Source organism: Candidatus Symbiopectobacterium sp. NZEC151 (assembly GCF_025962655.1).
Lineage (GTDB): Bacteria > Pseudomonadota > Gammaproteobacteria > Enterobacterales > Enterobacteriaceae > Symbiopectobacterium.
This window is the reverse complement of record NZ_JAGFPE010000001.1, coordinates 459,137-472,329: the sequence shown is the minus strand read 5'-3', so window position 1 is coordinate 472,329 and position 13,193 is coordinate 459,137. Positions and strand designations below refer to the sequence as shown.

15 protein-coding genes and 1 tRNA gene are annotated in these 13,193 nt (G+C 49.4%); 2 read left to right on the top strand and 14 right to left on the bottom strand.

Translation table 11 applies throughout. From position 1 onward, the window contains the following. The first annotated feature begins 47 nt into the window (after window positions 1-47). Both J5067_RS02235 and J5067_RS02230 read left to right on the top strand, forming a co-directional pair. Window positions 48-124: transfer RNA gene (locus J5067_RS02235), tRNA-Pro, on the top strand. Between the two features lie 144 nt (window positions 125-268). Continuing rightward, window positions 269-508, top strand: coding sequence for a hypothetical protein (locus tag J5067_RS02230; protein WP_264650334.1), 240 nt, complete (start codon window positions 269-271; stop codon window positions 506-508). A 43-nt stretch (window positions 509-551) separates the two neighbouring features. On the opposite strand, the gene J5067_RS02225 is transcribed toward J5067_RS02230, so the two are convergent. The 14 genes from J5067_RS02225 to J5067_RS02160 form a co-directional block, all read right to left on the bottom strand. Beyond that, entirely contained in the window at window positions 552-2,432 is a 1,881-nt protein-coding gene (locus J5067_RS02225; protein WP_264650333.1) for a head-binding protein, read from the bottom strand. Window positions 2,433-2,495: 63 nt separating this feature from the next. Then, window positions 2,496-5,300, bottom strand: a complete 2,805-nt coding sequence (locus J5067_RS02220; protein WP_264650332.1) for a host specificity factor TipJ family phage tail protein — start codon at window positions 5,298-5,300, stop codon at window positions 2,496-2,498. After that, a complete protein-coding gene (locus J5067_RS02215; RefSeq protein ID WP_264650331.1) occupies window positions 5,297-5,677 on the bottom strand; it encodes a nitrite transporter in 381 nt (126 codons plus the stop codon). Before J5067_RS02215 ends, J5067_RS02220 begins: the two co-directional genes overlap by 4 nt. A gap of 9 nt (window positions 5,678-5,686) precedes the next feature. Beyond that, window positions 5,687-6,172, bottom strand: a complete 486-nt coding sequence (locus J5067_RS02210) for a DUF1833 domain-containing protein (protein ID WP_264628110.1) — start codon at window positions 6,170-6,172, stop codon at window positions 5,687-5,689. Then, entirely contained in the window at window positions 6,169-6,630 is a 462-nt protein-coding gene (locus tag J5067_RS02205) for a hypothetical protein (RefSeq protein WP_264628111.1), read from the bottom strand. The genes J5067_RS02210 and J5067_RS02205 overlap by 4 nt, the downstream gene beginning before the upstream one ends. A gap of 57 nt (window positions 6,631-6,687) precedes the next feature. Beyond that, a complete protein-coding gene (locus J5067_RS02200) occupies window positions 6,688-7,083 on the bottom strand; it encodes an outer membrane protein assembly factor BamE (RefSeq protein ID WP_264628112.1) in 396 nt (131 codons plus the stop codon). 68 nt (window positions 7,084-7,151) lie between these two features. Continuing rightward, window positions 7,152-10,046 carry a phage tail length tape measure family protein gene (locus J5067_RS02195; protein ID WP_264650330.1) on the bottom strand — a complete coding sequence of 965 codons (2,895 nt, stop codon included), beginning with the start codon at window positions 10,044-10,046 and terminating at the stop codon, window positions 7,152-7,154. Next, window positions 10,027-10,335 carry a phage tail assembly protein T gene (locus J5067_RS02190; protein ID WP_102117878.1) on the bottom strand — a complete coding sequence of 103 codons (309 nt, stop codon included), beginning with the start codon at window positions 10,333-10,335 and terminating at the stop codon, window positions 10,027-10,029. Before J5067_RS02190 ends, J5067_RS02195 begins: the two co-directional genes overlap by 20 nt. 20 nt (window positions 10,336-10,355) lie before the next feature. Beyond that, window positions 10,356-10,772, bottom strand: coding sequence for a phage tail assembly chaperone G (gpG, locus tag J5067_RS02185; RefSeq protein WP_264628349.1), 417 nt, complete (start codon window positions 10,770-10,772; stop codon window positions 10,356-10,358). A 43-nt stretch (window positions 10,773-10,815) separates the two neighbouring features. Further along, window positions 10,816-11,550 (bottom strand): phage tail protein, encoded by a 735-nt coding sequence (locus J5067_RS02180; protein WP_264628350.1) that lies wholly within the window; start codon window positions 11,548-11,550, stop codon window positions 10,816-10,818. A 7-nt stretch (window positions 11,551-11,557) separates the two neighbouring features. Further along, the gene (gene gpU, locus J5067_RS02175; protein ID WP_102117875.1) at window positions 11,558-11,965 is read right to left on the bottom strand and encodes a phage tail terminator protein; all 408 of its coding nucleotides are present in this window, start codon (window positions 11,963-11,965) and stop codon (window positions 11,558-11,560) included. Further along, on the bottom strand, window positions 11,962-12,516 hold the full coding sequence (locus J5067_RS02170) for a phage tail protein (RefSeq protein WP_264650329.1): 555 nt from the start codon (window positions 12,514-12,516) through the stop codon (window positions 11,962-11,964). The genes gpU and J5067_RS02170 overlap by 4 nt, the downstream gene beginning before the upstream one ends. 8 nt (window positions 12,517-12,524) lie before the next feature. Further along, window positions 12,525-12,797 carry a DNA breaking-rejoining protein gene (locus tag J5067_RS02165; protein ID WP_264650328.1) on the bottom strand — a complete coding sequence of 91 codons (273 nt, stop codon included), beginning with the start codon at window positions 12,795-12,797 and terminating at the stop codon, window positions 12,525-12,527. Then, window positions 12,790-13,116, bottom strand: a complete 327-nt coding sequence (locus J5067_RS02160) for a DUF2190 family protein (RefSeq protein ID WP_264650327.1) — start codon at window positions 13,114-13,116, stop codon at window positions 12,790-12,792. Before J5067_RS02160 ends, J5067_RS02165 begins: the two co-directional genes overlap by 8 nt. Between the last annotated feature and the right edge of the window lie 77 nt (window positions 13,117-13,193).

Sequence of the window (13,193 nt, the reverse complement as noted above, 5' to 3'; positions counted from 1 at the left end):
GCTATTGCAATCGGTTCAGGAGACGGTAATATAGCGCCCCATAACGTCGGCACGTAGCGCAGCCTGGTAGCGCACTGTCATGGGGTGTCAGGGGTCGGAGGTTCAAATCCTCTCGTGCCGACCAAATAATCCCAAGAAAACCAACCTGTTACGGTTGGTTTTTTTATGCCTGGAATTTGGCGGGGGAATAATGGGGGAATTACGGGGGAAAAACCCTAACGGGATTCACTTCATTTTATAGGCTAAAATCTGTGGATAGACGATCATAATGGACATGACGCTTCCCATGAAAATAACAGAATTCAACGGAACAAGAATCTGCGTGCTCGCCGACAATGACATGCTGACACAGTGCCCAGAAGGCTCTTACGCAGTGATCGAGGATTCAGGTTTCTATGTGTCGCTGCTCGTCATGGGTAACGAGGCATGGAGCATTCACCCAGACCCACTCCCTACTCTTGAAGATGCGCTCGACCTTATAGCCGAGCGGCGTGGGCTTTTCGTTTAGCTTGCCGCCGTTCTGACAAACCATCCTTGGTGGGGTAACTATGTTAGAAAAACTCTTTGGCGGTAGTAAAAGTCCCCTCAACTATTGGATAGCCAACAGTTGAACCAAGCGCAGGCCCATAATACTGTTTGTTATAATTCGGCTGAAAACTCACATATGCGCCGCCGTTGCCGTTCTGAGACAAGTTAAGTTGCGAGAAATAGCAATTTATCGTTACAGCATCCTCTGCCCGGTATTGCTGAATCATCCCCGTCTGCCCAAGCAAAACATCACCATCATCTTCCTTGTTAATAGCAATCGGCAAATGTATCCAGTTGAACGTGCGGGCCGATGTGCACATATGCGTGTAGATCCGCTCGCACAGAATCGGGGTGCCGGAGCCTAGTTTTATCGCATAGTTGGTAATTGCTACGCCGTCGCCGAATTGCGTTGATGCAACGTAGGAATAAAGTGTCGATGACACACGAAGCGTTGATGCGCTATGCAACAGTGCGTGCTTTGTAAGCAATAACACAGGTGCGGTTGATGAATCTAAATTGTACGATGCGCTATCCGTTCTAAAGCGCTGTAAAAATCCCTCATGCCCGCCGTGATAGGTGCCGAAGAATTTACCCGTCGATTTCTCTTTTGCTGCGAATTCGTTCGCACCTAACCCGCCGAGGTAATACGAGACGCCAGATGGGAGTGCTGCCGACAATGTGCCGATAAATTGGTCATAGTCATAAATGAAATCACCATCGATGGGCTCTATATTTAATCCCGCCACATATGCGGGATTGGCATGTGCGTTCTCGACCTTCAAATACCAGGTACTTACAGTAATACCATCTATTTCCACATTATAACCACGAACAGTGCCCGATGGAGGTAATTGGGTGGTTAGCGTCTTACTCAACACCCAATCAGTTCCGTTTATGCTTGTGTAGATGTTTACAATTTGAGATGAAGCGTTTGTTCTTGCAAATCGAATTTTCGCCTTTTTCTGTGTTACCTGGTACGTGACGCTATCAGTATTTGGCACCGAATATATTTGCGGACTCGATAGTGAAAAATCGCCCGTTGCGAGAGATGCATTAATAGAACCGCCGCCGGATGCCGTGAATCCGTATACAGTTGCGATCTGTGCGGTAGTCAGAGTGGACAACACTACCCCGGCAGATTTAGCGCTCGGAACAAGTTTGGCTGTTAGTGCCGTGACAATATTATCAACACTCCCGAGCCGGAACGGACTGGCACCACCATAGTTTTCTGCATCAGCATCAGAAACTGTATTAGTTACTCGCATTGATACATAGCCAGATTTCCCATTCGATTTCTTTGAAATAATATAGAAGTCTGGTGACCCGGTAATTTTCATTACCGCTTTAACATCATTGGTGGATGCTGGAACAACTGAAGGCGTGACATGGGATATGAAATTGCTTTTAATGAGAGCATTTATGCTTGATACATCTTGATGGGTGCTGTCAATTTCTTCCTGAACGTTTTTTCCTGATGATGCCCCCAGCATGGCTGCACCACCGGCACCAGCCAACGCACTACGCAACGTCATGTCAGTGACGTTAACCCAAGCACCTTGCACTACGCCACCAGTGCTCTCAGGTGAAGATGAAGCAGGAACGGTTTTAGGGAAATCACCATCCCAGCGATAGTAATTGCCATCCGCCTCATATTTCAGCGACTGCGTTGCATCCGTCAGCGTTGCTCCTGCCTCGAATGTGCCGAAAGGAACCCACCCCATTTTCGCCATGGCTCGGACAAACATCTGCTGCATGCCATACCAAGTCTTGCGATCAACACCAAAGCGGTCGGGATGCGACTCGTTTTCCCTGTCATTAACGAGAAAATCCAAGTTTTGAGCATTATCGTAGATATCTTTTGCTGCCGCAGAGCCAAGGGGATTGCCGGTTTTATACGTTGTCATGGGTGTACCTCAGAAACAAAAAACCCGCCGTTTGGCGGGTTTCAATGGGTTGGTTAAATGGGTTTAATCGTCTGACGTGTTATCCGTATCACCCGGATACGTCGCATCGTCATACTGGTAAAGCAATGAGGTGTACTGCTTGGCGGTCACGCCACAGGTTCCGTCTGAGCCCGGATCGATAGAGTCCATAATCGCATCGTAGCCAACGCGCTCTGATGAGCAGAACACCAGGCGCGGTAGCTCAATGTCGGGGCTATCCATGATCCAGCCTTCCGGCGCTAACGCTTCGCTGTTTGGCACCGTCAGGGTGTATTCATCAATGCGCGTTGGCGTCAGGAGTGCTGATGCTGAGCCATCCTGATGCCGTATTAGCACGCGCGGGTTGTCAAAGGTCCAGTCAAGGGGTTCGCTGACATTGATGGTGATCACCGCGTCGTCATAGTGCATTTCGGTGACGAGGCAACTGATGGTGTTACTCCCCGGAATGTCATCGGTGAGGATGATGCGGTCCTTGTACTCGTAGCACAGTGCATCCAGTTCGGTTGTCGTTGTGTGGGTTAACCGTTGGTGCCGGTACGCCATCAAACGCCGCATGCCGATACGGTAAGCGCGGTCCTGATCCAGAACCCCATCCAGTTTGTAATCCTCTACTTTGCGGGGTGTAGGGTTGTCCTCCGTACGGCACTGAACGGTTTCCTCCGCCCACGTAGTGCCGTTGATGTAGGTAACGTCTACGCCGTCGTAATCATCCTCTGATGGCGCAGTAAACGCGGTCTGCATCGGCTCGGTCATTTCCTGCGGCGTGATGGCCCCCGTCCAGGGTTTTATCCCTTCCCTGCCCGCTGATGCCAGCCCGTCAGATAACAGAAAATAGCCCATTCCCGCATTGGCGATCGTCTGGAGGATATCGAGCGCCGACTTGTTGCTTTCATTCGCCTCAAAGTCGAAGGTTTCACCGCGTGGCGTCCAGTAGTTGGCCTCCAGTGCAGCAATCGTCTCGGTGTCAGTGGCAATCCCCAGGCTATCAAGAATGTGATGCAGGGCACCGCTGATGCTGCGGTTGGGGTAACCATCATACTGGCGGGTTGCCACAACGTTTACACGCCGGTCAGACTGTGCGGCGATACGATTGCCGGTACGAACTGTCAGCGCAATGGTTGTGACATCGGCGTAACGTGCTGGCCGTTTACTGAGGCGAGAGCGCAACGCCTGCCAGTAAACCAGGTCACGCGTTGATCCGCCTGCGGTCGCCGTTGTGCGTCTCACGCGAACCTCAATTTGCCCTGCGGTGTCCACGTCAAACACTTCGGTAAAGCCGATCGCATCTTCTGAGCTGTCAGAGTAACGAATGGTTTTCTCTGTCCAGTCATCATCACCGACCACGCGATACTGAATAGCGACCGTGACCGCTGCCCCGCCCTTGTTCCCCTTGTTGTCGTAAGAGCAGAGCCCGCTGGTAAAAGCAAAATTGATTTCAAACCGCTTGGTGGTTTCACTGTCCGGGCAGGCCATGTAAGGGCCAAGCCAGTTGTAATCATCATTGATGCCGGTGACTGAAGCGTCCAGCATCGTGCGCTCGATAAAGCCGGGCCATGACGGATCAACTTCGGTTGTGGTGGTTGAGGTCGGGTTGCCCTCTTCATCTTCCCCTGTGGTTGTCACATCGATAACGCGCAGCACAGAAATGGTCAGCCCGTCGATTTCAGTGATTTTGTACCGGAAATCAGAGGTGCCGAGCGTCAGGCGCTGGGTGCCATCGGGTAAACCGTTAAAGGGTGTTCCGCCCGCACTGCCGTAGGCCAGCGTGATTTTTGCGGGCGCGGCCACGCTTAAATCATCTTCCGGATCGGCTTCAACAGCTGGGGTATAACTGGCAATAACCAACGAAAAATCTTTATCGAGGTAATCCAGAATCACGGGCATGCCGACATAAGGTGCCAGTTCTTCAAGGGGGCCAGTTATAACGTTGTAGCCCCCTGCCGTACTTACGGTGTAATCGTTCGGCGCGCGAACATAAATGATTGTGCCTTCCGTCCATGAGTCGGGAATAACAGAGTCATCAGTTTCGTCATCGTCCGACGATGTGCCACCTACGATCGATATCGATGTACCTGAAACCGTAATAGCGTCAGCATTTACAGACGTTGTTTCGGGACCGCTGGAGCCCAAATCCAACCCTGATGTGCCCGCGTTGGTGCCGCCAACTTCCGGCGCGTTGTACCAGTTCTCGGTACGCGTATCAGCAGACACGTCTGCACCAGGTGGATAGATGGTGTACTGAACATCATCGCCAAAAGAAGAAACGGGAGTGGCACCGATTTTGATGCCTGAGCGCAGGATTTCAATATCACCAACACCTACGCACAGAAACATGTGTGTGAAGTATTTCTTTTTATTAACAAAGCGGCTAACCGGCTGAACAACGTAATCAGGCCAAACTTTGTAACGTCCGAGGATTTCACGGATCGGATCGCCAAGTTTTGCTGAATTAGCCTTGGCCGGATTAAGCTCAAGAGAATCACCGTTGCCTGTGGTTGTATAGCCACTGGTATTGATGTTTTGCATCATGAATAGCGCATAAGCAACGGAAGCAGCGGCGACGGCGATAGCGATCCACCCTACGACACCGATCTCAATGCCAAACGGTACTGGATACATGCGTACATCACTTTCAGGCAAGATCGTGCATTCACCCCAATCGCCGGGCGGGATTGGCACGCCATCAACCTCAACGGTAACCGGGTGAGTCATCTCAAATTGCCACCCTTTCACATGCCGCCTGAACCAGTCACATAGCGTCATCACACCGTGCTCATGGGTTTCCAGCGGCTCACCAGGCAAACGGGAGGGATAAATGCAGATCGTCACTGGTAATACTCCACTTTGACAAAACGGCGGGCGAAACGACGCAATGGGGTAATCGTTACGTTACTTTTTGGGTTGCACTCTATGGCATGGAGAACACCATCAAGCTCCACCACAATCGCTACGTGTGTGACAAGGCTGGCGCTATAACATGCGATGCCCGCGCCAATACACGGCTCACAGCGAGACAATTCCCGCATCAGGTTTTTGGCTTCCCGATCAAGCCCGTTATCCTCTTTGGTTACACCATTAAACTCAGGCCACATGGGTAAACCTAAATCACGCCGCACCTCATTCACGATGCCAAAACAGTCAAGTAGCGGGTAAGTGCGCCCCCCCTTCTGCCAGATGACAGAACGGTATTTATCGATATTGAGCATTGGTGATCCTTACGACGTGTGGCGTAATCCGGGGAATAATGGCAGTGTGTAGCGAAAGCGGGGCCACAGACGATCGAGTACGTTCATATAACCCGCTGTAATTTGGGCCTCGGTCGATTTCCAGTAGCCTCCTTTTATTTCCATGGCATATGGAGGTTCAGCCGGGGCGCTTAAATCCGTAGAGATATACTTACGGTACACTACAGATGCCCCTTCAAGATTATCGATACTCTTTTGAATTGATGATGATACAGCCCCATCAATATTGCTGATGGCAAACTTTAAGTCCTGTGTTCCATCTGCATTACGTGCGGGTAGCGCCACATCAATTGCACTTGCAATAAAAGTGACTATCGTGCTCCCATCTTCTAATGTCGCAACAACGTCTTCCCACCCTTTTGTTAAGTAGTAAACATCGTTGCCAACATTGATTTGAAGAGTATCAATAATCACCTCGATGCCGCTTGAAGCATAAAGGCGCTCTAATACCGTCATTGCGGCCACTCCCGGTTCAATGCCAGATCGATAATATTGCTGTTAACCACAAGATCAGGAAACTCAGCCCAGCCAGGTGCTAGTATCGGACGCTCCCAAAGTTCCAGAGTGGCAGAATATTGCCAATACTTACCACTTAACAATATTGGCCCCTCATATATGTCAACGAAGCGGCATTTATAGGATTCAACGCCTTTTGGTGTTTTGAGGTTCATGTAAAACCATGCGGAACCATCATTTATCGTATCGCGATACCACGCTTCAAACAGTTGTGCCTGGGCATCCTTCTTGAATGACCAGGTGACACCGGCCTGTGTAGGCGTCGATGTATACTGCCGCCGCTGCCTGGCCCTCCCGCTGGTCATTTCGGTGCGTAGTAACGGACTGACTGGCTTCATACCAAAACCATTTTGGAGCGGTATGGGTAAATAGTTATGCGGGTAATAAATATCAGCCATATTTTCTCCAGGCAACAAAAAACCTCGCCGAAGCGAGGTTTTCATTCTTTTGAAGCATTATTGGTTTTTAATAATTACAGTTTGAGGGTTTTCACGAGCTTGCTGATATATTTTCTGCGTATTTTCAGTGATGTCATCAGCTAAACTTTGCTTACCCCACTTCGTAACTTTCCCGCCAATGAATGTAACAACAAGCCTATCGGTTGCCAAATTCTCGTTATCAATTATCGTGTAACCATAGAGCGCTTTATTCCAATAAATCCAGCGCTCCCGATCTTGATTAACATCGGTTCGTCTTGGAGTACCTACAATTTGCATTACATCATTTTTACTCATCCCTAGCGAGAGCAGCATTGATTTTTGGTTGTAATCAATAGTCTGAATCGTGGGTGCACAGGCGGTAATAATTAACGATGAAACAACGATTAACGCAGCAGAAAGCAGTTTTTTCACATTAACACCCCAGTTGTAGCAAGAGATAGTAAGTTACCACCTGTTGAATTACGGATCTATATCCTCGATCACCGCTTCCTCCTTCCTGTCGCCCAACCATTGCCAAGCGCTTTGGATACCTGCCCTTGCCCTGATGCCAAGTGATTTGCCACTTTTTGATAGCCTCGCTCTGCACCCCGCGCTACAGCATTCTCTAATAGAGCCATAGTTCTATCATCAGGGTTACCATTCACATTAATATTCTGAGTCACTCCACCAGCAATAATGGATGTCCTAGCATCTTCACTGGTTTGTTTAACCTGCTCCAGCGTCTGATCAAGCTTTGCCGATGTTTGAGAGGTAACAACACGCTCTCCTTTCTCCAACAACCATGTCCCTGTAGCCGGAACACTATCGATCCCAGAGTGAGCCATGCCCGCCAAGGATACGGCTGCAATCGCAGCCACCAAGGGCTCTGTTACACCCGCAGCAGTAGCCATCGCAACTGGAGCTAGACCGGGGCCAACAATAGGGATAGCGGCAGTTGAAGCGTATGCAGCTAACTGCGCCTGCAATGCCATAGCTTGCGCGTTAGCGGTTAAACCGCTGCTAGCTGCAACCTGCCCTGCTTTACCAACGGCCAACTGGACCGCCTGATACACCAACCATTGTGCGGCCATTCTTACCAGCGTTTGAATAATAGCTTCACCAATCCCCGCAAATATGCTTTTAAAGCCATCACTGAGAGATTTAGTTCCATCAAGTATATCCATCACTCCGCTTGAAATAGCATCAACTGATCCATCAATAATTGATGTGGTTGCATCAGACGCCATACGGCTATAGTTAGTTGCCTCTTCCGCATAATTTGCCAGTGACTTTTTTGCACCGGATATCCAATCTTCGCGCATGGCATCCTGCTCAGCATAATAATTACGTTGCGCTTTCAGCTCAGTTTTAAATCCCTGATCGTTTAAATTACCGCCCTTGTTTAACCAGCCCTGACGAAGTTGAGCCTCTTCCATTTGCCGCTGAGCTTGTCTATCGCTAAGACCGGCCCCAACTTTCATTGCACTGGTTTTTTCCGCCATCTGGGTAGCATATTTGGCAGCAGCATCCTGTAGCTTGTTTAAACGTTCCTGTGCCGCGATCTGGTCACCAAGAATGGCTTTCTGCTCAGCCAATGCAATGATTTGGTCCTTGTTCGTTAATAAGGATTGTTCCTGCTTTGTCAGTTTGCGGCTCTGCGCAGCCTCTTCAAGAACGGAAAACTTAGATTCGGTTTGCCAGAGTTCCTTTCGTTGCTGGCTTATGGTGTCATTGATGCCAGTATGCTGCTGCAATACACGCAGTTGGGTTTGTAACGCAAGCAGTTCAGCCTGAGCGTTCTCTTCCGCTCGATCCCCAGTAGGCGTTTTCTCTTCACGCTGTTTAGGATCTTTGTATTTTTCATTAACTGCCGAAATTAATTTATTGTATTTTTCTTGGGTGATATAACCAGCGTCTAGCTGACGCTTGTAATCCTTCTCAAGATCGTTACGCATTTCAGCATGCGTTCGGGCCGATTTCAAAAATTCATCGGCCTTTTGGTTTGCGTCTACCTGGTCTTTATTAAACTGGCGAGTTTTAGCATTAACGTCATTGACAAATCCCAGCAAGCCAGCAGCATTAGATTCAATGTTTTTCCAATTTTCCGCCATAGTGCGCGAAGGGTTTGGATCTACCGTACTATTCCCCATTTGCTCGTTTATTCTGTCAAAGACAGGGCCAGCGCTCATCTTAACTTCTGGAAGTCTGGCTGTAGTCGCATTCTGAGCAACCTTGTCATACCAGAATTGAGTCGTTTTCAGTTTTTCTATCAGGTTATCCCAGAATCCTGATATTTCCTCCATTGTTCCTTTGGTTTCATCACCGAATTGTTGCTGGCTATTCTTTAATGAATCAAGAATGAGTTTTGTAGCACCGGTTTTATCCCCCAGTTCAATCATTCGCTTCACTTGCTCATAAAGAGCCAGATTAGCGAAATTGTATTGCTGATTGATATCGATAAATGATTTGAGCGGATCTTGAGAAATTTTCCCCAGTTGCTTAACCAGATCTTCAACACTCTGCCCGGTCGTCTTTGACATAGACAGAGCAGTTTCACTAACAAGTTTTATTTGCTCAACGGATAGACCCAAGCCGGTGGACTGGGCAACAGCGGCGGCGGCGGCAGACTTGCTAACATCGATATTTTTGGCGATTTGGTCGGTAAGGCTTTTAAGCCCGGTAGCGGTTTGGCCGCTGATATTACCGGTTTTAGCCATCGACTGATTCAAGGATTCAGTCTGCTGATGCGACTGGTAAACCTCATAGCCGAGATACCCTACCGCCCCAGCAAAAGCAGCCACACCAAGATAGGCGGGATTAATCATGCTGGATAAAGCATAGAATGTCCCACGCAGTCCGCCAAACGAGTCTTTAATCTGTCCACCTTGCTGAATAAGGATCAGGAAGGGGTTTTGCCCGCCCGCCAGCTGAGTGACAATATCCGTCATCTGCGCCGGTAGCATTTGCATCGCGGCACGATACTGGCCGACAGAAATACCCGCTTTCTGAGCCGCAATAGCTTGCTTCGACAATGCGGCAGGCATGTCATTGGCCGCAACGGCAGCAGATTTTAATAATTCCTCTCTGGTCTTGTTGATGGTGTTACTGAACTTAACGAATTGTTCACCATCAATCCGGCGATCAACAAAATGCGAGATAAGCTGGGTGTACTGTTCATCCAGGCGATTCATGGCCTTGATGTTGGGATCGATTTTCTCCAACAAGGACTGGAGTGCGATTTCTTGTTTTGCTGCCATATCAGCAGTAACTTTCGCCGCATTGTTCGCAGAATTACCAAATGTACCAAGCTGAGTTTTAGCGCGTTCAACCTGCTCATTAAAGGACGCTGTATCGGCATCCAGATTTACAACCAAATCACCCACTGGTTGGGCCATAACGCGTCCCCCCTATCAATCCCGCGCTAAGCAACATCAGTTCATCATCAGTGCGCTCAACTATCTCTCGCCGATCTGAAAGCAGGCTGAAATCATCCATATTCAGATCTGTTTTTCCTGAAATTAACGTCACAATATTTGCGGTAAGGTTTGAAAACTCAGCATCAATCAGCGAGTCCATAAACGGTTTTTCGCCGAAAAATTCAATCCATTCCATAAACTCGGTAGCCGATATTTCCGCTAACATTCCACGCCAGTCAGGACGCCGGAACTCGCGGGCCAACCGCATGGAAAACTGACGTTCGGCGTTTAATACTTTTCCGCTGGCACCGCCTCTTCCGCAGTTGCTCCCTCAGTGGATTCTGTGATTGCGGGAGGCGACTCTTCATCTTGGGATTCATTCAGTCCACTTAATGACATGACTTTAGCCGCAGCAATATAAATATTATTGGGCGACCATGACGACAACACCTGGTCTTTCAATTGATCCACTTGTTTGGTGTTATCGTTATGCCAAAGTGAGCGAGAAATAAGCCAGGCATTTACATCAAGATTAAGGCGCAAGTATTTCGCTCCTTTTTCCTCATTGGGTAACTCCTCAAAGGATTTACTCATTTTTTGAATTTCTGTTAAATATTCCAGATATTCAATGCGCTGCAATCCTGAAAGCTCGTTTAAATCAACCTGATTACCGCCAATGTCAGTATTTTCTTTTTTCAAAAACATTATTCACCCCGTAAGGCCCCACAGTGTGGGGCAGTGCAAGTTATCAGTCGGCAGTAATAACAACAGGCACAATGGCCGTCTTTTTACCGTCGTTGGTCATAATCACAATATTGGTATTGCCCTCTGCCACCCCAGTAACGGTAACCACGGAGCCGGACACGGAAGCAGTTGCTTTGCTGGTATCGGCGGCACCAACGTTAAACGTTGAGTCTGATGCGTTAGCGGGAACAATGGTTACAGCAATATCAGCAGATTGACCGACAGCAAGCTCAAGTGAAGTGGGTAATACCGTGATCCCGGTAACCGGCACCGCAGCATCACCAGCCTCTTCTGCAAGAGACGGTTTACCGCTATTAGTGATTTTTACCGTGCGAGTGATCGTTTCTTTTAACGGAATATTTTTGCCTAGAGACGACACCCAGCCCTTGAAAACATCCACTGCACCGTTGGGATACTTGATTTTATAAGCACGAACATCGCCCTCATTGAACCAGTCAATAAGATCTTGCTGGCCGCTTTCACCGGGTTTCCACGCGAGAGTAAAGGTGGCATCTCCGGCTGTTTTCTGCCCCTGTGCAGTGCTGGCCCAATCAGCATTCTCATCATCCAGATAAGTATCATCGAATGATTCAGCGGTCATTTCGCCGGGAACCAAATCTTTGATTTTTGCCAGCCGGGTCCACCCCGTATCACTTTGTGGATTGGTGTAAGGGTTTCCCGTGCCACCATAAATCCATAATGATGTGCCAGCCCCTTTAATCGGTTGCGTTGTAGACATAGAGTCCTCACATTTGATAGATAATTAAATGCTTAAGATCAGCGGAACCCCAGGTGATAGCCTCATCGTCGCGCTGGTAGTCATATCCCTGAGTGCTGATGCTTTCCACAAGCGCCTGCAAAGCGGGAATGTTGTTGGTTACTGGCTTGATGCGTTGTTCTATCCACTCATCCAGGGCCGTATCGGGTTCAGACGACTTAAGAAACACCTCGACATGCAAAATTGCCTGCCAGGTTTCCTCATCCAGATACCCATCATCAACGCTTTCTGCATCGGTTATGTATACAGCGATACATGGGAGTGACTGGGCATCGATAAACGCCGGACGCCCGTCAGAGAACGCGACATCAACATCGGTAATGTTGGATTGCAACGCAGACAGCACCGCATTGCGTATTGCTGTATGTTTGTTCATCGCTTAAGAATTAGCCTTAACTGGTTGTTCAATGCTGCGCGGAGTTCTTTCGGTATGTCCGTTTTCACCAGCGAAGTCGTCTCTTCACGGAATGCCGCCGTTAACGGCTTTTCCAGTGGAATTTTCACCACTTCGACCGGATAGCGTAATTTCGACGTACGCCTCAGAACGTGCCAGCGCCCGTTTTTCAGTTGCTGAATGAACGCCCCCGGAAACGAGAACTTACCCACCCGCAGTACACTTCCCGCTGCCAGCAAGGCCCCTTTCTTTCGCCGCAACTGAACGCGGGCTGCACCTAACTTGATGGCGGGCAGGTTCCCGCGATTGACCTTGATGGTGGCGATCGGGCGATTGCTGGTTGCTTTTTTCAACCGTGAACGCCCTCTCACCAGTTTGGTGGGGACCTTAGTCTGTTGTGCAACTTTGCGTGAACTGCGACTGATGGCCCGCCCTGCCACCCGGTTTACCGCCTGCGCTGTCGCTTTGGGCACAGCGGTTTTACTGATGCTGTTTAGATTGCTGATCGCCTGTTCAAGCCCGGACAGAGACATGCCTCCTCCTACTCAATAAATACCTGTGGCTTGCCGTTAAACCGTTGCCAGCGGGTAACCATGTAGTCTTTGCCATCAAAGACCACAGCATCACTTCGGTTCGGTTGGTAGTCAGTGAAAAACACCAGCGAGATACCATCCCCGGATACCGGCCCCATCTCGGGCAGAAGGTGACTCTCAACGGCGATATGTTCGGTGCCGTTGATCACCACCGTCTTGCCCATCTTGCGCACAGTGGCTGCATCCATGCGTGCTGCCACACGTTCAAAGGGATTAGCCATTGATCTTCACATCAACAACGGTGGCCCCCGCCGCCGCACCTGCCCAGGCGATCCCCGCGTAGGTGGCACTGGCCGAAGCTAACTGCAATACACCATCAGCATTCAGGTAAACCTTCTTGCCACGAGCAATAACATCAGCAGACAGTTTCGGGCAGGAAAACACCCCTTCCGCACGACCATCACCCGTCGCGCCCTCGGCAATGTCCACCAGCGCAACGGCAACGATATCGCCGACAGCAACCAGCTCACCGCTGGCAATGACAGACGCGCCCGCCGTGATGGGAATGGTTTTCCCGTCCTGCACATAGTTTGTAGCCATGCTTATCTCCATTCCGGCCCAGCAAGGCCGGATTTCAGGTATAAAAAAAGCCCTTTCGGGCAGACTGTTTTGCGCTT

Bases quoted from the DNA above. Each gene is read 5' to 3' on its own strand.
- J5067_RS02165 (WP_264650328.1), bottom strand. From the start codon at position 12,797: ATGGCTAATCCCTTTGAACGTGTGGCAGCACGCATGGATGCAGCCACT.
- J5067_RS02215 (WP_264650331.1), bottom strand. From the start codon at position 5,677: ATGCTCAATATCGATAAATACCGTTCTGTCATCTGGCAGAAGGGGGGG.
- J5067_RS02205 (WP_264628111.1), bottom strand. From the start codon at position 6,630: ATGGCTGATATTTATTACCCGCATAACTATTTACCCATACCGCTCCAA.
- gpG (WP_264628349.1), bottom strand. From the start codon at position 10,772: ATGTTTTTGAAAAAAGAAAATACTGACATTGGCGGTAATCAGGTTGAT.
- J5067_RS02210 (WP_264628110.1), bottom strand. From the start codon at position 6,172: ATGACGGTATTAGAGCGCCTTTATGCTTCAAGCGGCATCGAGGTGATT.
- J5067_RS02170 (WP_264650329.1), bottom strand. From the start codon at position 12,516: ATGTCTCTGTCCGGGCTTGAACAGGCGATCAGCAATCTAAACAGCATC.
- J5067_RS02230 (WP_264650334.1), top strand. From the start codon at position 269: ATGGACATGACGCTTCCCATGAAAATAACAGAATTCAACGGAACAAGA.
- J5067_RS02190 (WP_102117878.1), bottom strand. From the start codon at position 10,335: ATGCGGTTGGCCCGCGAGTTCCGGCGTCCTGACTGGCGTGGAATGTTA.
- gpU (WP_102117875.1), bottom strand. From the start codon at position 11,965: ATGAACAAACATACAGCAATACGCAATGCGGTGCTGTCTGCGTTGCAA.
- J5067_RS02180 (WP_264628350.1), bottom strand. From the start codon at position 11,550: ATGTCTACAACGCAACCGATTAAAGGGGCTGGCACATCATTATGGATT.
- J5067_RS02225 (WP_264650333.1), bottom strand. From the start codon at position 2,432: ATGACAACGTATAAAACCGGCAATCCCCTTGGCTCTGCGGCAGCAAAA.
- J5067_RS02195 (WP_264650330.1), bottom strand. From the start codon at position 10,046: ATGGCCCAACCAGTGGGTGATTTGGTTGTAAATCTGGATGCCGATACA.
- J5067_RS02160 (WP_264650327.1), bottom strand. From the start codon at position 13,116: ATGGCTACAAACTATGTGCAGGACGGGAAAACCATTCCCATCACGGCG.